The sequence below is a fragment of the Pseudomonas sp. R1-6 genome (genome assembly GCF_051132115.1).
Lineage (GTDB): Bacteria > Pseudomonadota > Gammaproteobacteria > Pseudomonadales > Pseudomonadaceae > Aquipseudomonas.
This window is the reverse complement of the sequence record NZ_CP071662.1, coordinates 126,159-148,706: the sequence shown is the minus strand read 5'-3', so window position 1 is coordinate 148,706 and position 22,548 is coordinate 126,159. Positions and strand designations below refer to the sequence as shown.

The following is a 22,548-nucleotide window of genomic DNA, read 5'->3' as shown; positions in this document are numbered from 1 at the left end:
TCCTCTGGGAAAGCCGCAGACTAGCCTTCGCACTGGACGAGCGGCTAGCCATGAAGCAAAAAAAGTTACTGTATTACTTTTGTTAACAAGAATTACTTGCAATAATGCTCGCCACTTTTGTTCTCGGCCTCACGAGGCCTGGAAGAACATCAACCTTCTTTTATTCTCAGGTCCGGCCAGCATGACACGTTCTTTCTCTTCCGCTTCGCCAACCAACCGACCCCGCGCCTGGGGCGCCGTGGCAGCCTTGCTGCTCAGTCTGATGCTGGCGCCGAGCGCCGCCTTCGCTGATGCGCAGACGCCCGCATCGACCCCCGCCACCACGCCTGCTGCCACCCAGGCACCGGCCGACCCGGCCGCACCTGCTGCAACGCCCGTGGCCGCCGATCCGAGCCAGGCCGTCGAGGCCGAGGCGCCTCAAGTGCTCGAAGCCGACAATACCCTGGGCATGGCCCACGACCTGTCGCCGTGGGGCATGTACAAAAATGCCGACGTGGTCGTCAAAGCCGTGATGATCGGCCTGGCCATCGCCTCGATCATCACTTGGACGATCTGGATCGCCAAGGGCTTTGAACTGCTTGGCGCCAAGCGTCGCCTGCGGGGTGAAATCGCCGCGCTGAAAAAAGCCACCACTCTCAAGGAAGCCAGTGCCACCGCCGGCAAGGAAGGCACACTCGCCAACCTGCTGGTCCACGATGCGCTCGAAGAAATGCGCCTGTCGGCCAACAGCCGCGAGAAGGAGGGCATCAAGGAGCGCGTGAGCTTCCGCCTCGAGCGCCTGGTCGCGGCCTGCGGTCGCAACATGAGCAGCGGCACCGGCGTACTCGCCACCATCGGTTCCACTGCGCCGTTCGTCGGCCTGTTCGGCACCGTGTGGGGGATCATGAACAGCTTCATCGGCATCGCCAAGACCCAGACCACCAACCTTGCCGTCGTTGCCCCCGGTATCGCCGAGGCCTTGCTGGCGACCGCATTGGGCCTGGTCGCGGCCATCCCGGCGGTGGTTATCTACAACGTCTTCGCCCGCTCCATCGCCGGTTACAAGGCCCAGGTTTCCGACGCTTCGGCCGAAGTCCTGTTGCTGGTCAGTCGCGACCTCGATCACCTGCCGCCCGAGCGTGGCTCGCAACCACACATGGTGAAAGTGGGGTAATCGGCCATGGGCCTGCATTTGAAAGAAGGCGCAGACGACGATCTGGCCGAGAACCACGAAATCAACGTCACGCCGTTCATCGACGTGATGCTGGTGCTGTTGATCATCTTCATGGTGGCCGCCCCGCTCGCCACCGTGGACATCAAGGTTGACCTTCCCGCGTCCACGGCCAAGCCGTCGCCACGGCCCGAGAAACCGGTGTTCCTGAGCGTCAAGGCGGACCAGCGCCTGTTCCTGGGCGAAGAGGAAATCAAGGTCGAGAGCCTCGGCCCGACCCTCGATGCCAAGACCCAGGGCAAGAAAGACACGACGATCTTCTTCCAGGCCGACAAAGGCGTGGACTATGGCGACCTGATGAGCGTGATGGACGCCCTGCGCGGCGCCGGTTACTTGAAGGTCGGCCTGGTCGGACTCGAGACGGCGCCGAAGAAATGATCACGACGCGCCAAAAACTGACGCGTTACAGCGGTAGCCTCGCCGTGGTGCTGGGCGTTCACGCGCTTGCCATCGCGCTGGCGCTGAACTGGACGACGCGTCCGCCCCTCGAATTGCCGCCCCAGGCGATGATGGTCGAGCTGGCGCCGGTTCCTGCCCCGCCACCGCCTGCACCGCCGAAAGTCGTCACACCGCCGACGCCTCCGGAGCCGGTGGAAGAGCTGCCATTGCCAAAACTGGCCGAAGCACCGAAGGCGGAAATCGCCGTGCCCAAGCCGGTCAAGCCCAAGCCGAAGCCCCAGCCGCCCAAGCCCAAGCCGGTGGAGAAAAAACCGGAGCCGCCGAAGGAAACGCCGTCGGAGCAAAAGCCCGCCGACACTCAGCCCACCCAGGCGCCGACCGAAAAGTCCGCACAACCGGCCCCAGGCCCGTCGCCCGCGCAAATGGCGGCCAAGGCGAGCTGGCAAGGCACACTGCTGGCGCACCTGGGCAAATACAAGAAGTACCCGGCCAGCGCCCAGGCACGCGGCAAGGAAGGCATGAACCGCCTGCGGTTCGTGGTGGATGCCGAAGGCAACGTGTTGTCCTTCGAACTGGTGGGCAAGTCAGGCAACGCCGATCTGGACCGGGCCACCCTGGACATGATCCGTCGCGCCCAACCGCTGCCCAAGCCACCGGCCGACCTGCTGACCAACGGCACGGTCGAGCTGACAGCGCCGTTCCTGTACTCCATCGACAAGCGCCGCCGCTGACCTCTAATTGCAAGCCCCTGTTTCAGGGGCTTCTTATTTGTGGCGAGGGGATTTATCCCCGCTGGGGCGCGTAGCGGCCCTAAAAAAAAAGCTGACATGCCCCCCGGCTTTCCCGTCGCCAATCCTGTTTTTGGGGCCGCTTCGCAGCCCAACGGGGATAAATCCCCTCGCCACATCAGACATTCGACAGTGTCGCCGCGCGCCTCCAGTCTGATAACGTGCGTCTATCGATTGCAGCCGGTATGCTTGGCTCGCAACTTCACGGACGTTTCGCCATGACCCTCACAGAATTACGCTACATCGTGACCCTCGCCCAAGAGCAGCATTTCGGCCATGCGGCCGAGCGTTGCCATGTCAGCCAGCCGACACTGTCGGTGGGTGTGAAAAAGCTTGAAGACGAACTCGGTGTGCTTATTTTCGAGCGCAGCAAAAGCGCGGTGCGCCTGACCCCGGTCGGTGAAGGCATCGTGGCCCAGGCGCAAAAGGTCCTGGAACAGGCCCAGGGCATTCGCGAGCTGGCCCAGGCCGGCAAGAACCAGCTGACCGCCCCATTGAAAGTCGGCGCGATCTACACCGTCGGCCCGTACCTGTTCCCGCACCTGATTCCACAACTGCACCGGGTCGCCCCGCAGATGCCGTTGTACATCGAAGAAAACTTCACCCACGTGCTGCGCGACAAGCTGCGCAACGGCGAGCTGGACGCAATCATCATCGCCCTGCCGTTCAACGAAGCCGATGTCCTGACCCTGCCGCTCTACGACGAGCCGTTCTACGTCCTGATGCCGGCCCAGCACCCCTGGACCCAGAAAAAAACCATCGACGCCGGTCTGCTCAACGACAAGAGCCTGTTGTTGCTGGGCGAAGGCCACTGCTTCCGCGACCAGGTGCTGGAAGCCTGCCCGACGCTGACCAAGGGCAGCGAAGGTGCCAAGCACACCACGGTGGAATCCAGCTCTCTGGAAACCATTCGCCACATGGTTGCTTCCGGCCTGGGCATTTCCATCCTGCCGCTGTCGGCGGTGGACAGCCACCACTACTCTCCCGGCGTGATCGAAGTCCGCCCATTGACCGCGCCCGTGCCGTTCCGCACCGTTGCCATTGCCTGGCGCGCCAGCTTCCCGCGACCCAAGGCCATCGAGATCCTCGCCGACTCGATCCGCCTGTGTTCCGTGGCCAAGCCGCCCGCCGCCAAGTAAGCCGCTGCCATGACTGAGCTGTCGAAAGTTCCGGTCACGGCACTCAAGGGTGTCGGTGAAGCCATGGCCGAAAAGTTGGCCAAGGTCGGCCTGGAAACCCTCCAGGACGTGCTGTTCCACCTGCCGCTGCGTTATCAGGATCGCACCCGCGTGGTGCCCATCGGCCATTTGCGGCCTGGGCAGGATGCAGTGGTGGAAGGCACCGTCAGCGGCGCCGACGTGGTCATGGGCCGGCGTCGTAGCCTGGTGGTGCGCCTGCAGGACGGCACCGGCGGGCTCAGTCTGCGTTTCTATCATTTCAGCAATGCGCAAAAGGAAGGCCTCAAGCGTGGCACCCGCGTGCGCTGCTACGGCGAGGCGCGGCCCGGAGCCTCGGGGCTGGAGATCTATCATCCGGAATACCGCGCCATCACCGGCGACGAACCGCCGCCCGTCGCGGAAACCCTGACGCCGGTCTACCCGCTCACCGAAGGCCTGACCCAACAGCGCCTGCGCCAACTCTGCCAGCAGACCCTGACAATGCTCGGCCCCACCAGCCTGCCGGATTGGCTGCCCAAGGAGTTGGCCCGGGACTATCAGCTCGCGCCACTGGCCGACGCGATTCGCTATCTGCATCACCCGCCCGCCGATGCAGATGTGGAAGAGCTCGCTCTCGGACATCACTGGGCCCAGCATCGCCTTGCCTTTGAAGAACTGCTGACCCATCAACTGTCCCAGCAACGCCTGCGCGAAAGCCTGCGCTCGCTGCGCGCCCCGGCCATGCCCAAGGCGACGAAGCTGCCGGCCCGTTACCTGGCCAATCTCGGTTTCACCCCCACCGGCGCGCAGCAGCGGGTCGGCAACGAAATCGCCTACGACCTGAGCCAGCCAGAGCCGATGCTGCGGCTGATCCAGGGCGACGTCGGCGCCGGCAAGACCGTGGTCGCCGCCCTCGCCGCGCTGCAAGCGTTGGAAGCCGGTTATCAAGTGGCCTTGATGGCGCCCACGGAGATCCTGGCCGAGCAACATTTCATCACCTTCCAGCGCTGGCTCGAACCTCTGGGCATCGAAGTCGCCTGGCTGGCCGGCAAGCTCAAGGGCAAGAACCGCGCCGCCGCCCTCGCGCAAATCGCCGAGGGCGCGCCGATGGTGGTCGGCACCCACGCTCTGTTCCAGGACGAAGTGCAGTTCAAGAACCTGGCCCTGGTGATCATCGACGAACAACACCGCTTCGGCGTCCAACAGCGCCTGGCCCTGCGGCAGAAAGGCGTAGGCGGGCGCATGTGCCCGCACCAGTTGATCATGACCGCGACGCCGATCCCACGGACCCTGGCGATGAGCGCCTACGCCGACCTCGACACCTCGATCCTCGACGAACTGCCTCCCGGTCGCACGCCGGTCAATACCGTGCTGGTCACCGACACGCGGCGGGTCGAAGTGATCGAGCGCGTACGCAGCGCCTGCGCCGAAGGCCGGCAAGCCTATTGGGTGTGCACCCTGATCGAAGAGTCGGAAGAGCTGACCTGCCAGGCAGCCGAGACTACTTTTGAAGACCTCACCGCCGCCCTCGGCGAGTTGAAAGTCGGGCTGATCCACGGCCGCATGAAGCCTGCCGAAAAAGCGGCGGTCATGGCCGAGTTCAAGGCCGGCGTCCTGCAACTGCTGGTCGCCACCACCGTGATCGAGGTCGGCGTCGATGTTCCCAACGCCAGCTTGATGATCATCGAAAACCCCGAGCGCTTGGGCCTGGCGCAGTTGCACCAGCTGCGCGGCCGGGTCGGCCGGGGCAGTGCCGCCAGCCATTGCGTGCTGCTGTATCACCCGCCGCTGTCACAGATCGGTCGCCAGCGCTTGGGCATCATGCGCGAAACCAACGACGGTTTCGTGATCGCCGAAAAAGACCTCGAACTGCGCGGCCCAGGCGAAATGCTCGGCACGCGCCAGACCGGTCTGCTTCAATTCAAGGTGGCCGACCTGATGCGCGACGCCGACCTGCTCCCGGCGGTTCGCGACGCCGCCCAGGCGCTGCTGGAGCGCTGGCCCGACCATGTGAGCCCGCTGCTGGATCGCTGGCTGCGCCATGGGCAGCAATACGGCCAAGTGTGAGCACGCGCTCAGTTTTCTGGACGCGCCTTCTGGACAAGCTGGTTATACTGACCCACTTGTAGAATACGGACACCGACCATGACCGAAGCTGCCCTCGTCCCCGTAACCCCGCACGCTCCGTCTGTTATTCGGCAATTGCTCGAAAAACTGGGCATCGCCTTCGACGAAATCATCGAGCGACCGGGCCTGAATCCTGCTCGCAAAGTGCAAGCCGTGCTGCTGCACGATGCCGTCGGCGCGCTCATGGTCCTGTTTCCACAAAATCAGTTGCTGGACCTCAACCGTCTGGCCGAACTTACTGGCCGCAAACTCACGGCGGTGCCGACCGAGCGCCTGGAGCGCATGCTGGGCAAGCACAGCCTAAGCCTCCTGCCGGGCCTACCCGCGCTGACCAGCTCGCCATGCCTGTACGAAGAAGGCTTGCTGCGCGAGCCCAAGCTGCTGATCAACTCAGGCGAGCCGGGGCTGCTGCTGGAAGTCACCAGCGAAGCCTTCAAGACCATGCTCACCAAGGCCAGCGCCGCGACGTTTGGCGAACCCTTGGGCAATATCTCCCCGAACCTGGACCGCCCGGATGACGACCGCAAGGAAATCACCCAAGCCGTCCAGGCATTCACCGCCCGGCGTATCCAGCAACGGCTGGAAGAGACCATCGAGATCCCGCCGCTGGCCGAAACCGCGCAAAAAATCATCAAGCTGCGGGTCGACCCTGACGCCACCATCGACGACATCACCGGCGTGGTCGAAACCGACCCCGCACTGGCCGCCCAAGTGGTGAGCTGGGCCGCATCGCCGTATTACGCATCGCCGGGCAAGATTCGCTCGGTGGAAGACGCCATCGTCCGGGTGCTGGGCTTCGACCTGGTGATCAACCTGGCGCTGGGCCTGGCCCTGGGCAAGACCCTGAGCCTGCCCAAGGACCACCCGCAACACACCACGCCGTACTGGCAGCAATCGATCTACACCGCCGCCGTCATCGAAGGCCTGACCCGCGCCATGCCCCGCGCCCAGCGCCCGGAGGGCGGCCTGACCTACCTGTCGGGCTTGTTGCACAACTTTGGCTACCTGCTGCTGGCCCACGTCTTCCCGCCGCATTTCTCCTTGATCTGCCGGCACCTGGAAGTCAACCCGCACCTGTGCCACAGCTATGTGGAGCAACACCTGCTGGGCATCAGCCGCGAGCAGATCGGCGCCTGGCTGATGCGCTACTGGGACATGCCCGACGAACTGGCCACCGCCCTGCGCTTCCAGCACGATCCCCACTACGACGGCGAATACGCCGCCTACCCGAACCTGGTGTGCCTGGCCGTACGCCTGCTGCGCTCACGCAGCATCGGCTCCGGACCGGATGAGGACATCCCCGATGCCCTGCTCGAACGCGTTGGGCTGACTCGGGAAAAGGCCAATGATGTGGTGAGCAAGGTGCTTGAAGCCGAGGTGCTACTGCGGGAATTGGCTTCGCAGTTCAGCCATTGATTGCAGCGGCAGAGGGCTGTTGTGGCGAGGGAGCTTGCTCCCGCTCGGCTGCGCAGCAGTCGTAAAACCTGCCGACGCGGTCTGCCTGGAATATCGCATCAACCTTTTTGGGGCCGCTTCGCAGCCCAGCGGGAGCAAGCTCCCTCGCCACGGGGGTTCTTGACTAAGCCTTCTTGGCCTTCCTCGGCTTCAAGTACTTCATCAACCCCTGAAACCAGATCACCAGCGCCGGATTACCCTTGATCTGGATCGACTTGTCCTGGATCCCGGTCATGAACGCCAGTTGCTTGTTCTTCGCCTGCATCGTGGCGAAGCCATAGCCTGCGTCCTTGAAGGCGATGGCGAAGGCCGGCGTTGCATAAACACCCGACTGGCTGGTGATGCGCTGGTTTTTTACGGTGAAGTGCCGGGCAACCTTGCCGTCGAGAGTTTGCAGCTGGAACACCAGCGCCTTGTCGCCCAGTTGCTGCTGGAAGGCCGGATTGGTGCGGCTGGCCTTGCCCATCAACCACCCCAGCACCCACAGCAAGAAACGAAATTTCATTGGCACAGCCTCGTGAGAAAAAAGAACGGCTGGCGCAGTTTAGCGATTCTCCAGCGGAACGCCATCATCGAATCCGGTTTAAGGAAGATCGGCTATCTTTTGCGCATGATGACTGCCAAGTCATGTTTAGAAGCGGCATTCCATGGCCTTCAGACTCGTCGGAGATTTCCTTCAAAACGCCGGGCTGTTCATGAACTAGGCAGGGCAACCGAGCGCGGCTAACCTCTATTCGTCACCGCAAAAATCGCCGCAGACCTGGCCGACGACATCGACGAATCCCGCCGCTGTGTAGCCCTGGCGATCAGTCGAATGGCTGATGGGGTTCAGTTGTTGGTTGAGCGCGCGCTGGATCATTTGGAGACGAAGGGGGTGGCGGCGTCTGCAGCCAAGGGATAGGACGGACATAGTGGCAAGCTGAACCGACGCCTTCGCGAGCAGGCTCGCTCCCACAAGGGATCGGGGTTGTCGCAAATATTTCAGTCACCACAAAACAAATGTGGGAGCGAGCTTGCTCGCGAAAGCGGTCGATCAGTCGCTATCGATGCAAGCTGAACGGCCGCCTTCGCGAGCAAGCTCGCTCCCACAGGGGAAACGCGGTCCCACCGAGAGCCAGGTCGGCTTCAAGGCCGCCTCGGTTCGGCTTTTGATCTGTCAGGCCCCGTTAACCACGATGGCCGAACGCAGGCATTGTGGAGTGGGCAACCCGGCATGGATGCCGGGTTAGCCGCGCTGGGTCATGGATGACCCTTCGCGGCGGGCCCACGGAGCAATGCCGGAGTGAGGGCATGCCGAGCCTAGGCGAGGCACCGAGTGGTGAGGCCAAGCCTTTTTTGCTCACTTTTTTTGGCGTCTGAAAAAAAAGTGAGTCGCCGTAAGGGCGAAACCCTAAGCAGCCGTTACCGCAGCAACGGATATGCACCCAGAACAACTGTGGGAGCAAGCCTGCTCGCTCCCACAGCTTTGCAGCGGTGATCACTCAAGGGAAGTGATCAGCCGCCATCAATCAAACATTCGGGCAAGGCACCGGAGCCCAGTCGCCCAGGTCCGGGTTTTTGCACATGCTGTTCACCTGCGTAGTACCCGCGCTGGCAACCTGTTTGCTTTCATCCTGCTTGGCCTTGGCGGTCTGCAGGGTCTTCTCGGTAGCGACCGCTTCTTTCGGCACGGCTGGCAGTTCTTTCTTCTTCGCCGGCGTCACTTTCTTCTTGGTCTTGGTGCTGGTCTGCGCCGCCACAACCTGCGTGGTGTCAGCAGTGGCCACGGTCACCACGTCAGTACGCTGCACACCCACTTGCTGCAGGTCCTTCTCGTAGGCCTGGGTGTAGTTGTTCAGGTCTTCGGAAGCCTTGCCGTTCACCGCGACGATCAGGTCATTGGATTCTTTCAGGCCGGCAACGATTTCCGCCAGGCGCTTGCGGCCTTCGGTGTCGTTGACGGTCTTGGCCTTGCGGTCGGCGACCAGTTTGCTGAACGCGTTCTGGTAGCACTGTTGCGACGCCTTGGCGTAGGCGGTGCTGCGGTCGATGTCCGAAGCGCTCTTGCTGACGTCGGCGGCGTAGGAGGCGATGCGCATGTTGTCATCGGCGATCTGCTTCTGGCGCTCGGTGTAGTAACCGGTAGCGCCACCGGCCAAGGCGCCGCCCGCGGCACCGATGGCGGCGTTACGGCCACGGTCTTCCTTGTCGGCGGTCAAGGCGCCCAGCAGCGCACCACCGACGGCACCGACGGCTGCGCCGGTGACGACCGACTTGGTCATGTTCCCTTCGGTGGAGCGCAGGTGCTGTACCGGCTCGTAGCAGTTGGGGTAGTACTCGACCTTGGTGCTCGAAGCGACCTTGGACGTCGGCGACGAAGCGCAGCCAGTCAGTACGGTGCTGAAGCCCACAGCAACCATCAGCAAATGACGCTTGGAAACCGAAGCAAAAGGTTTACGGGAGAAAAGCATAGTTGTGTTCTCGTTTAAGTTTTGACCAGCTCAGCACGGCCCCATCGCCGCCTGAGTCCCTTCCAAGCTCGCTGACAACGAACACTCAAGACCGCTGAGCGCTCGATGCGAGCAATTGCTTCAATATCGCCGCCGGGTCGGCTCGTTTCTGCTGACGATAATCCCCGACATGGCGAACGAATAACGTTGCACGCGCCACCAGGCTCTTGCCCAGTACCGGTTTGCGCTCAAGCTCTTCCTTGATGCGCTGGAATTGCGCCTGGATCACGGCATCGGTGTAGCGCGTGCCGGTCGCCAGGTTGTCGATGTAGATCGCCACCGCGCCGTCCAGCGCACTGCGACCATTTTCAATGGCCGTGGCAAACAGCGTGGCGCTGGCGTCGTCCTTGGCATCCAGGGCCGCCTGCCGACTGTTCTGCAGGTTGGTCAGGCGAATGTTGTAGTTGTTGATGGTCTCGGCCACCAGGGCCGAAGACTGGATCAGGTTGCCCGCCGCTTCCTCGCGCTGTTGGGCGATGAGCGAGACGTTGCGCTTGAGCTCTTCGTTGACCAGGCCCAACTCCGCTTGAAGGCGCGGGTCGGCGCTGGCGGCAATGATGCTGTCCAGACGCTTGGTCGGGTCTTCGGCGTCGTCGATGGCGTCGGTCAGGGACGCGAGCCGGCCCTCTTTCTGCCACTGGGCGAACAGTTCCTTGTAGCGCGAACGCGGCGCCGACAACGCGCCGACAGCCACGCGGAAACCGGTGGTTTCGTTGTTTTGCTCGGTGCCGTCCGCGGCGAACAACGGGTACTCGCGGCGCATGCCGGTGAACAACGTGCCCTCGCCTTCCAGGTAGTTGCCGCCCTTGACCACGAAGCCGCCATAGGCGCCCTGACGGCGACCGGCGTGCACCAGTTGGAATGATTCCTGGACCATTTCGGCGGCGTTGCCCACCACGTCGAACAGGCCGATGGGGTTCGGCAACTTGGTGCCGATGGGCATCAAACGCGCCGCTTGGCCCGTGCCGCCGGCGACTTGGTTGAACACTGCCCAATCGGCCAGCGGCCCGTCGCTTTCACTGCCTTCAAGGCGCCGGGGGAACAAGCGCCCTTCCAGGTCCTGACGGCTCACAGCTTGCCCACCTCGGGCGGCGAATTCCCACTCCACTTCGGTGGGCAGACGCACGAAGCCCAGGCCGCCGTCTTCGGCGGATGCGCCGCGACCGCTCACTGGCAGCAGGTCCTTGTGGTATTTCATCAGCCAGGCGCTGTACACCGCCGCAAAGCGCTCGGCCTCGAATTTCGACAGTTTCACCTTCGGCAAGCGCCCGGCCATACCCTGGGGCAACTCGGCTTGCAAGGCTTCGCAGGCCGGCGCCGGCTCGCCGCTGGCCAGGGATTGCGCCTGGGCCATGACCTGAGCGTACTGGCGAGCGGTGACTTCGTATTTGCCGATGAAGTACAGCATCGGCTTGAGCGGCGTCTTGGCGTCGGTCTTGGGCATCAACGGCGTGATGGTCTTGTTCCAGTCCTTGGGCAAATCCTTGAGGGTGAACTGACCATTGATGAAGTCACGCCGGTAGCCGGAAATGAACGACTGCTGGTAGCCGGCCTCGCCTTCGCTGAATGGGTAGCCGAGGCTGATCTCGCGGTCGTCCAGGGTCCCTTGGGCAAGAATGTAGACGTAGCGAAACACCATTTGCCCTTCACACGGCAGCGGCAGGCTGACGTCGTCGGGCAACGGCTTGGGGTTGTCCAGCTTGTCTGTGCCTTCATCGGCACAGACCAGTCCGGCCAGGCTCAGCGCCACGGCGGCGCCCAATAACTTATACATCGCGAATTCCTTCACATGCCTGGATGCGCGCCACCCGCCAGCCGCCACACGCCGCCGCGACGGCGCTGATGCCGAGCACGGCCACCAGGGCCAAGGTGTAATGACGCACCAGCAGATGACTGGCGTACTCGCCGGGCATCTGCGCAAATAAATAATTGAGCCCCGACTGCGCCAGGCCATACAACCCGGCGCTCAGCAGGGCCGCAAACGTGGCGCTGTAGAGCGCCTGCAACACCACGAACAACAACAGCGCCGCCGTGGACACGCCCAGCAGGCGCAGCACCGACAGCTCCCGACGCTTGCGCTCCACCGCTGCCAGGGCCCCGGCAAAAATCGCTGCGAACGCGCCGGCCAACGCCAACCCGGCGATGATCCAGAACACGATCGACAGGTTGCGGCTCAACGATTGCACCTGTGCGATGGTCTGGGCCTGGGTCGACACCAACAGGTTCTGCCCGGCGAAGTACTGGCGCAGCGGCTCGACATCACCAAGGTTGCGCGCGTACAGGCGGAACGCCGGATAGACCCGCTGCCCAACCTCGCCCACTGCATCGCCCGGCCAGCCGAACGCGGGCACGGCACGGCCGTCGCGGTAATCCTCGGCGGCCTCCAGCAACGCCAGCGGGGCAAACAGGCCGTCCCGGGCGAAGGCTTCCAGTGGCAGCACATGCATCACCTGCACGCGAGTGCGCTGCGCCTCGCTGCGACCGGCCACTTGCCGGCCGAAACCGGCCTGCAACCAATCACCGGCCTTGGCGCCGAGTTTCTCGGCGGCGGTCTGGCTGAGCACCACTTGATCCAAGCCCTGCGGTACCGGCAGGCGATCGAACAAAGGGTCGCCAGCGGCCGTGGGAATCATCTCGACCGTGACGGCGGCAGCCTCGCTGCTCAGATCCGCCGTGGCCGCGATCTGTCGGGTGCGCGGCAAGGCGAAGGCGACGTCGCTGCGCTGTCCCAATTGCTCGACGAAGGCGGCACTGAAACGGCCACCGCCCAACGGGATGATTTCCCGGGTAGCCGGGTCGTTCTGCAAACGTTCGGTCAGGCTGCTGACCAGGCCGAACTTCAGGCCGAACAGCACCAGCAACGGCGCCACCACGGCCACCAACGCCAGCACCGAACACGCCGACAGCCAAGCGTCGTTGCGGTAATCCTGCCAGGCCAGGGAAGCCACCAGCGCGCCGCGCATCAGCAGGCCTCCCCGAGCGTAGCGGTGACGCCGCCGTCGGCATCGCGGCGGCAACTGATGCGTCGCAGTTGCAAGCCGCTGGCGCGGGCCAGCGCCTCGTCATGGGTGGCGACCACACAGCAGACACCCTGCTCGCGGGCCTGGGTGACCAACAACTGCATGACGCGCTCGGCGTTCAGCGGGTCGAGGGCGGCGGTCGGTTCGTCGGCCAGCAGCAGGCGCGGGCCATGGGCCAAGGCGCGGGCGCAACTGACCCGCTGGCGCTGGCCGACGGAAAGATCCGCGGGTTTCTTGTCCAGTTGATCGGCAATGTCCAATTGTCCGGCCAGGCGCTTCACGCTGCCGTCATCCTTCAAGCCCAGCAGTTTGCGCGACAACGCGATGTTGCCGCGTACGTCCAGGAAGCCCAGCAGGCCACCGGTTTGCAGAACATAGCCCAGGTGGCGGCTGCGCAACTCAGCCAAGGTGCCTTGTTGCGACGTGCGCCACAGTTTGGCGATGTCCAGCGGCGCGTTGGCCGGCGTGAAGTCGAACTGCCCCGCCTGATCCGGCGCCAGCACCAGCGCCAGCAAGTCCAGCAAGGTGCTCTTGCCGCAGCCGCTGGGACCGACCACCGCCAGTTGTTCACCGGCGCGCAGTTGCAGCCTTGGAATCACCAGGCTGTAGCGTTGGCCACCGGCGCCCCGGCTCTTGTGCACTGCGCTCAGGTTCAGCATCACGGCAGCGTCGACAACGGAACGCGGTACAAGGCGTCGCCCGGCTCGGCATCGCCGAAGCGCACCCAATTGGCGAGGTCGTTGTGGAAGGTTTCGTAGAGGCGGATCTTTGATTCCAGCTCGTCGATGAAATCCTCCTGCTCGGCCACGCTCAACGACAGCCACAAATCCTGGGTCATGTTCAGCGATTTGCTGCGGTACGGCAGCCCTTCCAGGTACTCGCCGAGAATCCCACCCGTGGCGAGGTTGCCCCCTTTGCGCAGGGCCGATGGGTCGCGGCTCATATAGGCGCTGGCGCTGGCGATTTCCTGGAAGAAATCCTTGGGCGAGCTCTGGGTTTTGCGGGCCGCGTCGACGATGAGTTTCAGCGATTGCTGCAGGTCGTTGAGTTGCAGCTTGGTCAGCATCACGCAGACCTGGAATGCCGGCAGCGCCGGGTTGGTCAGGTCGCGGTCGGCGGTCCAGGCGCTGACCAATTGCGGCGCCTGGCTGGCGGCTTTGCGCCCCAGGAAGTCCATGTGCATCGCGTAGCCGACCGCTGCCGATTTGTCGGCCAGGCTCGGCGCGGCGCTGAGCAGCGGCACGCTTTGCGGCTTGTTGCTGCGCACCTGGTGGACGAGGTCGGCGAACACCGAGCCGATTTCGTCGACCCGATCACCGAACTTACGTACGTCGGCACCCGGCACCGCAATGTACAGGTCACCGATTTGCGGGTTGGCGTCGGCAGTCAGTGTGCGGTATTGGGACTGTGCGCCGGCGTGGGTTTTCTTGCCGGCGTCGCTGAGCAGGTGCAGGGCGTATATCTTGATTTGCTTGCCCAACGCCGCCTGGCGCACTTCGGCCTCGTTCATTTGCGTGGCGGCAAATGGGTCGTTCTTGCGCAGCGCACCGGCGTCGGTGACGAGCAGGATCAGCCGGCCGCCGTAGCCGGACCAGTCCATCCCTTCCACCGCCTCCATGACACCGGCAAACGCATCTTCATTAAACGAATGGCTCGACACGGTAGATGCCTTGACCTGCCGCGCCATCTCCAGGAAGCGTTGCGGGTCGCGGCCCTGTTCCAAGGTGATCAAGGTCTTGGCGGTGTATTCCAGGCCTGGGGTTTTCTTGATGCTGCTGCGAAAACCCACCATGCCGAAACTGACGCTATCAAGCTCGCCACGTTCGCCGATGCGAGTCTGCAATTGATGCACCACGTCACGGACCTGATCGATGTAGGGCTGCATGGACACGGTGGTGTCCACCACCAGCACCACGGCGGTACGGAACGCGTCGGCGTTGGCGGCGGTGACCGGCGTGTTGGTCGCAGCCTTTTGGGCGGTGCCAGGGTCGATGGACGCCACGTTCAGCAACTGCACCGGCTGTCCGTTATCGTCGAAGCTCTCGCGGGAATCGAAGATTGGCAGCAGATAGAACTGATTCTGCGGCACGGCGCTGGCGGCCGGCTCCAGAGCCAGCACTTGCTGATCGTCCTGGGGGTTCTGCTGAGCTTTGAGCAACGCGTTTTTGGCGGCGGCCGGGTTGGCCAGTAGCTTTTCCACTTCGCCGGGCTGACGCAGGAACATCACCGGCGCACGGCCGGAGCGCTCGGTGAACTTGAGCACCAGGCTCTGTTTCCAATCGCTGACCTGAGCGGCGGGCAACCAGCCGTCGCTGCGCCCGTCGGTGGCGGCGCCGACGCGCACCCAGGCGCTGCCGTCCACGTCCTTGCGCTGGTAGACGTACAGCACGGAGAACGCCGGCAACGCCTTGCCCGGCGCAGCGCCAGGCTCGGCGGCCAACTTGGCCCCCGGTTTGCTGAGCACGCGCTGGAACAGGGTCTTCTTGCCAGCCATCAGCAGCGGACGCTGGCCGCCATCGGCATCGGTCGCCACGGGCGGCTTGACCGCAGGTACGTCAGGGGCTTTCGGCGGGGTGACTTCCGGGGGCTTGGCCGAGGTCGTCTTGGCAATCGGCGTTTTCATCTCTTTGCCGTCATTGCCAGACAACCACCAATAACCCGCGCCACCCAGCGCCAACGCCACGGCCACCGCAACAGCCGCGAGGGCAAACACCGGACCCTTGCGTTGCTCCGAAACCGTGGATTGCGCTGTTGGCTTGAGCGGCGGTGGCACAGGCTTGGGTTGTGGCGGCGAGTAAGCCGGGCCGCTGGGAATGTCGATGGACATGGGCGTCAAGCCCGCCAGGTCATCCACCGCAGGCGGCACGAGCGGCAGTTCAAACGACAACGGCCGGATCAGCGTCGCTTCCGACGATTGCTCCGGCAAGTTATCCAGCGCCCGCAGCAGCGCCGCCGCATCCGGGAAACGCTCTGCCGGATCCTTCGCCAGCAACTTGCGCAGCACGTCCTGGTAACGGCCATGGTGCACCGGCAGTTCCGGCAAGGGCTCGGTCAGGTGCGCCAGGGCCGTGGACAGTGCATCGTTGCCGGTGTACGGCAACTTGCCGACGAGGATTTCATAGAGCACCACGCCCAAGGCGTACAGGTCGGCGCGACCGTCGATGTCTTGCCCACGGGCCTGTTCCGGGCTCATGTAGCTCGGTGTGCCAACGGCGAAACCGGCTTGGGTGAACTGGGTGCGGTCGTCCAGGGATTTGGCGATGCCGAAGTCCGACAGCACCGCCGTGCCGTCGGCGCGAAAGAGGATGTTGGCCGGCTTCACGTCGCGGTGGACCAACCCCAAGCCGTGGGCATACCCAAGGGCCGAGGCGATCTGGCGAATGTAGGTCAGGCCCTGCTCCGGCGTCAGGCCCGCGGCGATGCGTTCCTTGAGCGTGCCGTTGGGCAGGTATTCCATCGCCATGTAATACAGCTCACCGACGTTGCCGATGTCATGGATGGTGACCGTGTGCGGGTGGGACAAGCGCGCCAGGGTCTTGCCTTCGCGCAGGAAACGCTCGCAGAACGTCGGGTCGGCGGCCAGGGCTGCCGCCATGACTTTCAATGCCACCTTGCGCTCCAGCGAACGCTGGGTCGCCAGGTACACGCTGGCCATCGCGCCTTCGCCGATCTCGCCGTCGATGTCGTAACCGGGGATGACAAGGTTAAGGGTCAAGCTCATGACGGCACCTTCACGACGACCACGGTGATGTTGTCCGGCGCGCCGCGCATCAGGCCCAGGGACACCAGGCTACTGGCGATCTCGCCGGGCTCGTCGTGGCTCAATACTTCACGGATTTCCTCGTCCTCGACGGTCTTGGTCAGGCCGTCGCTGCACAGTAGGTAGCTGTCGCCGGGCACCAGCAGCAATTCGGCCAGCGCCAGGTTCAGTTGCGCCTCGACGCCGATGGCGCGGGTGACGATGTTGGCGCGTGGATGCACGCGGGCTTCGGCTTCGCTGAGCAGGCCGCTGTCTTGCAAGTCCTGGACGTAGCTGTGGTCCCGGGAAATGCTTTCGAGCACGCCATCGCGCAGGCGATACAACCGGCTGTCACCGGCCCACAGGCACATGCCGCGCAGGTCGCGGGCGGCCAGTACCACCACGGTGCTGCCCATCATGGTCACGCCACGGTTGGCGGTTTCTTCGCGCACGGCGGCGTTCACCCGCAACAGGTCGCTTTGCAGTGCCGCGATGTATTCATCCAGGGAACGGCCCACGGCAATGCTGCGCAGGCTGTCGATGATCAGGCTGCTGACGTAGTCGCCCGCCGCGTGCCCGCCCATGCCATCGGCGACCACCCACAGGCCGTTTTCAGGCATGTCCAGGCAGGCATCTTCGTTGACCTGGCGGACCATGCCGACGTGGCTCTTGCTTGCAGACTTGATTGCTTTTCCGGCACTTGGACGCATCTACACAACACCTTCTTGGCCGAGCAAAAATTGCGCAAAATCAGCCGCCGCCGGTAATCCCTGGCAGCGCATCAAACCGGGCGCGATGCGCTCCGAACCCAGGCCCCACCACAGGCTTGCGCCTTCACAGGCCGACTCGGCCAGGGCGCTCATCCTTCGCTGCGGATCGGTGGCATCGAAACGATGCAGGCTGGCGAAGCGACTGCTCAAGGTGCGCGGCAGGCACATTGGGCTGCCAAGGGTTTCAAGCTCTTCGCTGAACGCTTCGAAACTGGCTTCCACGCTCAATGTGCTCAGCAACAGGTTCTCCACTCGCTCGAACCAGTCGTCCGCGCCACCGACCACCGAGGCTGGGTCCGCCTCCGCGTCCATCAATACCGCGACGGTCAGCGGGAAATAGCGCCCGACCCGGTCGATGCTGGGCATCACCACCCCGACGGCAGCGTCCGGGCCGCACACGCCGGGCGCGACCATGAAGCGCCATAGCGGGCTGACCAGATAGGCGTCCAACCAACGCTCGCCGAGGCTGCTCTGGCTGGCGAGCAAACCCGCCGCCAGCCAGGAGTCCCACGGTTTGATAAAACTCTGGGGCAAGCCTCGGCTGACGAAATCCCCGCGGCTGGCCAACTTTCCATAGAAGCCCGGCGTACTCATAGACGCTCCGGCAGGCTGAAGCCGCTGAGCACGCGGCTCTTGAACGGGTTGAAAGCACTGTTGGCCCGCAGCTCATAAGAGGCGCTTGCGCCATCGACCCGCAGGCGCAGGTTGAAGCGATCCGGCGAATTGCCGGCGGTCAGGTCCGATTGTTCCAGCAGGCGGAACCAGGCCCATGGCCCATCCAGGGTGATACCGGAACGACCGCTGGAGGAAGGTGGCATGATCGAAATCCGCACCACGCCGATGCTGCCGGGGTTCGGCCACTGCAGCGCGGTCGGGCGGCTCGGGCCGTGGTCGTAGCTCAGCTGCTGACCGTCGAGGTCGAGCAGGAACTGGGTGATGGTCGAATCCATCGCCACCGGCTTGAGCTCGAAGCGCACCATCGGCTGGGTGCCGCCGGAGCGGAAAAACGCATCGCGGATGGTCGCCGCGCGCTGGAAGGTCTGCAACACGCCAGGAGAAATCCCGAGCTTCTGCGCCGCGCCCGGCTGCCAGCGCCAGGTTTGCGTCGAGGTATCCACGTACGGTTGCAGGTACTTGCGGAAGTAGTTGTCCATCACCCCGCCGACGCCGAAGAACTGGCCGAAGTCATCAAGGGTGGCGTCCCGCGCACTGCCTGGCGACATCGGGTAACGTCCGGCCAGGGACTGGCGGTAGATGTTCACCACTTCGCTGGTCCAGGCCGCGTTCAGTTGATTGCGCACCCCGCCCATCATGGTGTTGGTGGTGGAATTGACCACTGACTTGACCAAGCCCTGCACAAGTGGCGGCTGGCGTTCGGCGTTGAGGCTCACCCGGGTAGCGGCGGCCGACGCCTGGTTCTTGGCCTCGCCGAGCAAGGCATCGCCGCTGGCACCGACCATGGCGCTGACTTGCACGTACAGCGCGTTCATGTCGGACAACAGGCCGTCGATGGCCGCCGGTTCGCCTTCGTTCTTGTTGACGATGCTGTTGAGCTCGGCGAAATGCGCGGTGATCGGATCATCGCTCGCCGTCGGCGCGTTTGACGTCGCCTGTTCCTGGCCGAGCAGGCTGCCGAGGCGCTCCTTGAGCTTGTCCACGCTGCCCTCCACCGGCGCGCCTTGGGCGGCCAGCAGGCGCTCATCCTGTTGCAGGTCGGTTTCCTTTGCCACTGCCACTAGCAGTTTTTTCAGCGGCGAGGTCGGGCCGGAAATCACCCGCAGCACATCGGCGGCCTGGGCCACGCTGGTGATCGGCACGAAGTCGATGTCGGCCAGCAAGGCGTCCCATTGGCGCACGTAGTCCTGGAAATACAGGCGACGCACATCGGCGGCCAGGCTGGCGACGTTCTGTTGGTCGGCCTCTTCATGGCCCAGCACCCATTGCTCTTCAGCCAAGGTGCCAGTCTGGCTCAGGCTGCTGAGCAAAAAGCCCTGGCGATACCCTTTGACCGTGAAGAGCCCACTCAACGGTTCGCCCAACGGCTTGCCGCTCTTGCGGCTGAACACCAGCGCAGCGTCACGCCCGGCGGCTTCGTTGATGCGGAAGTCCGGAATGCCTTCTGGCAGCTTCTGGCGCTTGATGCGGTCGTAGACGCGCTGGGCCACCGGCAACTGTTGCAACTGGCGGCGCAGGTCTTCGATCAGCCGTGGGTCCAGGCGCGCGGTCGGCGGACGCCGTTCGAACAGTGCCTGCAAATGTCCGGTCAGGGCTTGGCGCTGCTCGGCTGGCAAGTCCCGTGGCAAGCTGCGATCCCAATCCAAAGCGATCCAGGCCTTGATGAAGTCGGCGTCGTAATGCTCGTTATCGGCGAGCATCAGATAGGCCTTCAAGCCTTCGTAGAGGAAGTCCGAATTGCCGCCGCTGTGCAGTTGCTCTTCGATGCGCGTCAGCAGGCGTGGCGCGAACACCGCGATCAACAGCTTGCGGTAGACGCTACCGGACTCGGCTTCCAGCATGTCGCCCTGATAGAGGCCCAAACCTTCAGCCCAATCGGGGGCGTCGTCGGCCAGGTGTTTCACGGCGTTGAGCAGCGGCAACACCGCAAGCACGTCGCGCTGGGCCGGGCTGAGGTTCTGCACGGTCTGGCCCAGCGGCGCGACCTTCTGGTCGACCTGGGCGATGTAGGCCTGGTTGGCGCGATAGCTGACCCACCACAACGTGCTGACCACCAACACCAGCACGACGGTTGACGCGAGCACGCCACGAGCGATCCACTTGCGCCGGCGCTCGACTTTCGGGTCCACCCCCACCAGCCCGCGCTCGGCAAACGCCACGGCGCTGAACAGTTTTTCGATGAAGTAGCTGCGTCCGGTGCCGGTCTGGCGCGCCAGGTGCTGGCGGTCCAGGTTCATGCTCTGGGCCATGGAGCCGATCAAACGATCGATCGGGCTGCCTTCCTGGGTGCCGCTGGTGAAGTACACACCGCGCAGCAATACCCGCTCTTCAAAGGCGTTGGGTTTGAACACGCCGTCAAGGAAGCTTTGCAGGCAATCCTTCAACGCACCGAACTGCTGCGCGAAGCCGTAGATCAGGTCGCGCCGCGCCGGGTCGCGCTCTTGTTGCAAGCGCTCGACCAAGCGGTCGTTCAGGCGCTGTTCCAACAGGGTGAATTCGCTTTGCAGGTGCGCCAACGGACTGTCGTTGCTCTTGCCATCGTCCAGGGCGAAGGTCATGCCCCAGACCTGGGCGCGTTCTTCCTTGCTGAGGCTATCGAAGTACTCCATGAAGCCTGGCACCAGGTCGAGCTTGGTGAGCATGAGGTAGACCGGGAAACGCACGCCCAGTTGGGTGTACAACTCCTGGATCCGCAAGCGAATCGCCGCGGCGTGGGCGGCGCGTTCGGCGTCGCTGCCCAGCAGCAGGTCCGAGAGGCTGATGGCGATGAACGCGCCGTCGATGGGGCGACGTGCCCGTTGTTTTTTCAGCAGGCCGAGGAAGCCCAGCCATGCTGCCTTGTCGACGGCCGCGTCACTGTCCTGGGTGGTGTAGCGGCCAGCGGTGTCGAGCAGCACGGCCTGGTCGGTGAACCACCAGTCGCAATTGCGCGTACCGCCGACGCCGCGCACCGCACCGGCGCCGAGCTGCGCGGCCAACGGGAAATGCAGGCCGGAGTTGACCAGCGCGGTGGTCTTGCCGGAACCGGGCGGGCCGATGATCACGTACCACGGCAGCTCGTAGAGGTTGCGCCTCTCGTCACCGCCGAGCTTGGCTTTCTTGAGCAACGCCAAGGCTTCGTCCATGCGCTGGCGCAGGGTTTCGAGTTCCTCGGCGGTGGCGATGCTGGTGGGGTCCGGCGGCGTCTGCGCGGCCAGGCTGCGCATCACTTCGGCGGCTTGGCGCCGAGCCTGGATAATGCGCAACACCCGGTAGGCGATCCACACTGCGAACACCAGAATGATCAACGCCCAGCGGCGGCCTTCAGGCACCAGCCAATCGAGCAGCGGGCCAACGAACCAGATGATCAGGCTGAGGGCGATCAGGCCCAGCAATGGAATGACCCAGCGGATCATGAAACTGAAAAACGCCTTCACTCGACCCCCTCCGCCAACACTGTGATTTCAACCCGTCGATTGCGCGCGCGCCCCTCGGTCGTGGCGTTGGACGCCAGCGGCTCGGTGTCGCTGCGGCCCTCGGCACTGAAGCGCTCGGGTTGGCCGGTCTTGGCCGAAAGAATGTCCAGCACCGACCGGGCACGCGCCTCGGACAAGGCCCAGTTGGACGGGAATCTCAGGGTGGCGATCGGGCGATTGTCGCTGTGGCCAGTCACCAGCACCTGGCCCTTGACCTTGCGCACCGCGTCAGCGATGCGCAGCATCAGCGGTTGGAAATCGTCTTTGATGCTGGCGCTGCCGGAGGCGAACAGTTCATCGCCACGGATGGTCACCACCGAGCGATCGACGGCGTCTTCCACGGCCACCTTGCCGGAGCGGATTTCATCGGCGAGGAAACCGGCCAGGCGTGGGCGCTCGACCACTTTGGGCTGGACCACGGGACGGTCGATGGTCTGCACCGGGATTTCACCGAGGAAGTGGATGTTCTTGAACACCGGCTCGGCGTCGGAGGCCAGCTTCATGCGCAGGCCGAACAGCAGCGCCAGCAGCAGCGCCGCGCCGATGGCCAGGGCGATCCACGGCGGCATGAATTGCGCCAGGCGATCACGGGCCACGGTGACACCGCGCCAGTGCGGCGACAGCTCGCGCTCGTAGTCGCCACGAGCGCTGCGAATGACGCCCGCGGTACGCTCGCGCAACGCCTCCAATTGACTGCGCCCGTCGTTCATTACCCGATAACGGCCTTCGAACCCGAGGCACATGCACAGGTACAAAAGCTCCAGCAGATACAAGCGCTCGCGCGGGCTTTGCAGGCAGTGCTCCAGCAACTGGAACACCTTCTCGCCGCCCCAGGCTTCGTTATGCACGGTGATCAAAAGGCTTTGCTTGCCCCAATCGCTGGTGCCACCCCATGGGGTGCTCAACACCGCTTCATCCAGGGCGGTACACAAGGCGTAGCGGGCCAGCAACACGTCGTTGCGCACCACGCCGGCGGCCTCGGCGCGCTCTTCGAACTGGCGCAGGTAGGCCAACAGTTGCGCGCGCAAGCTGGCCGGCGCCGGGTGGGCGATGGTGTTGCGCAAGCGCGTCAGCAGGGCCAGCAACGGGCCGGCGGCGCTTTCCAACGGGTTGAGGCCCTGGGCCTTGCCGGTCAGGACCGGCGCGGCCGGCATCGACAACGGCGCGGGCGTCGGCTGTTGGCGTGCCGGGTCCGGACGGAACGGATCCGCGCCGCGGCCACCGGGCGTCGGCATGAACTGGGTACGATCGTCGTTGCTCATCG

The 22,548-nt window shown here is 64.2% G+C and carries 16 protein-coding genes and 1 pseudogene; 7 read left to right on the top strand and 10 right to left on the bottom strand.

The genetic code is table 11. The features are described 5' to 3' along the window. The first annotated feature begins 181 nt into the window (after positions 1-181). From exbB to J3P81_RS00575, 6 genes are all read left to right on the top strand, one after another. Positions 182-1,153 (top strand): tonB-system energizer ExbB, encoded by a 972-nt coding sequence (exbB, locus tag J3P81_RS00600; protein WP_434561621.1) that lies wholly within the window; start codon positions 182-184, stop codon positions 1,151-1,153. Positions 1,154-1,159: 6 nt separating this feature from the next. Further along, positions 1,160-1,588, top strand: a complete 429-nt coding sequence (gene exbD, locus J3P81_RS00595; protein ID WP_030142181.1) for a TonB system transport protein ExbD — start codon at positions 1,160-1,162, stop codon at positions 1,586-1,588. Then, positions 1,585-2,340: an energy transducer TonB family protein gene (locus tag J3P81_RS00590; protein WP_434561619.1), complete on the top strand. Its 756-nt coding sequence runs from the start codon at positions 1,585-1,587 to the stop codon at positions 2,338-2,340. Before exbD ends, J3P81_RS00590 begins: the two co-directional genes overlap by 4 nt. Positions 2,341-2,615: 275 nt before the next feature. Then, positions 2,616-3,536: a hydrogen peroxide-inducible genes activator gene (locus J3P81_RS00585; RefSeq protein ID WP_039593629.1), complete on the top strand. Its 921-nt coding sequence runs from the start codon at positions 2,616-2,618 to the stop codon at positions 3,534-3,536. Positions 3,537-3,545: 9 nt separating this feature from the next. Continuing rightward, positions 3,546-5,621 (top strand): ATP-dependent DNA helicase RecG, encoded by a 2,076-nt coding sequence (recG, locus tag J3P81_RS00580; protein WP_420767151.1) that lies wholly within the window; start codon positions 3,546-3,548, stop codon positions 5,619-5,621. Between the two features lie 78 nt (positions 5,622-5,699). After that, positions 5,700-7,097 carry an aminoacyl-tRNA deacylase and HDOD domain-containing protein gene (locus tag J3P81_RS00575; protein WP_420767150.1) on the top strand — a complete coding sequence of 466 codons (1,398 nt, stop codon included), beginning with the start codon at positions 5,700-5,702 and terminating at the stop codon, positions 7,095-7,097. A 163-nt stretch (positions 7,098-7,260) separates the two neighbouring features. On the opposite strand, the gene J3P81_RS00570 is transcribed toward J3P81_RS00575, so the two are convergent. Further along, positions 7,261-7,641, bottom strand: a complete 381-nt coding sequence (locus J3P81_RS00570) for a helicase (protein ID WP_434561617.1) — start codon at positions 7,639-7,641, stop codon at positions 7,261-7,263. Between the two features lie 240 nt (positions 7,642-7,881). Here J3P81_RS00570 and J3P81_RS00565 point away from each other — a divergent pair. Next, positions 7,882-8,037, top strand: a pseudogene (locus J3P81_RS00565) (DUF6124 family protein); the annotation flags it as partial. Positions 8,038-8,644: 607 nt separating this feature from the next. On the opposite strand, the gene tagQ reads toward J3P81_RS00565, so the two are convergent. The 9 genes from tagQ to J3P81_RS00520 form a co-directional block, all read right to left on the bottom strand. Then, on the bottom strand, positions 8,645-9,586 hold the full coding sequence (tagQ, locus tag J3P81_RS00560; protein WP_420767147.1) for a type VI secretion system-associated lipoprotein TagQ: 942 nt from the start codon (positions 9,584-9,586) through the stop codon (positions 8,645-8,647). 85 nt (positions 9,587-9,671) lie between these two features. After that, the gene (locus tag J3P81_RS00555; protein ID WP_434561615.1) at positions 9,672-11,399 is read right to left on the bottom strand and encodes a formylglycine-generating enzyme family protein; all 1,728 of its coding nucleotides are present in this window, start codon (positions 11,397-11,399) and stop codon (positions 9,672-9,674) included. Further along, a complete protein-coding gene (locus J3P81_RS00550; protein WP_434561613.1) occupies positions 11,392-12,588 on the bottom strand; it encodes an ABC transporter permease in 1,197 nt (398 codons plus the stop codon). The genes J3P81_RS00555 and J3P81_RS00550 overlap by 8 nt, the downstream gene beginning before the upstream one ends. Further along, entirely contained in the window at positions 12,588-13,304 is a 717-nt protein-coding gene (locus J3P81_RS00545) for an ABC transporter ATP-binding protein (protein WP_434564174.1), read from the bottom strand. The genes J3P81_RS00550 and J3P81_RS00545 overlap by 1 nt, the downstream gene beginning before the upstream one ends. Then, positions 13,304-16,366, bottom strand: coding sequence for a serine/threonine-protein kinase (locus J3P81_RS00540; protein ID WP_434561611.1), 3,063 nt, complete (start codon positions 16,364-16,366; stop codon positions 13,304-13,306). The genes J3P81_RS00545 and J3P81_RS00540 overlap by 1 nt, the downstream gene beginning before the upstream one ends. Next, a complete protein-coding gene (locus J3P81_RS00535; RefSeq protein WP_434561609.1) occupies positions 16,363-17,094 on the bottom strand; it encodes a PP2C family protein-serine/threonine phosphatase in 732 nt (243 codons plus the stop codon). Before J3P81_RS00535 ends, J3P81_RS00540 begins: the two co-directional genes overlap by 4 nt. Then, positions 17,095-17,748, bottom strand: coding sequence for a type VI secretion system-associated protein TagF (tagF, locus tag J3P81_RS00530; RefSeq protein ID WP_420767142.1), 654 nt, complete (start codon positions 17,746-17,748; stop codon positions 17,095-17,097). It abuts the gene before it with no gap. After that, positions 17,745-21,245, bottom strand: coding sequence for a type VI secretion system membrane subunit TssM (gene tssM / locus J3P81_RS00525; RefSeq protein ID WP_434561607.1), 3,501 nt, complete (start codon positions 21,243-21,245; stop codon positions 17,745-17,747). The genes tagF and tssM overlap by 4 nt, the downstream gene beginning before the upstream one ends. Continuing rightward, on the bottom strand, positions 21,242-22,546 hold the full coding sequence (locus J3P81_RS00520) for a DotU family type VI secretion system protein (protein WP_434561605.1): 1,305 nt from the start codon (positions 22,544-22,546) through the stop codon (positions 21,242-21,244). The genes tssM and J3P81_RS00520 overlap by 4 nt, the downstream gene beginning before the upstream one ends. Positions 22,547-22,548: the final 2 nt, after the last annotated feature.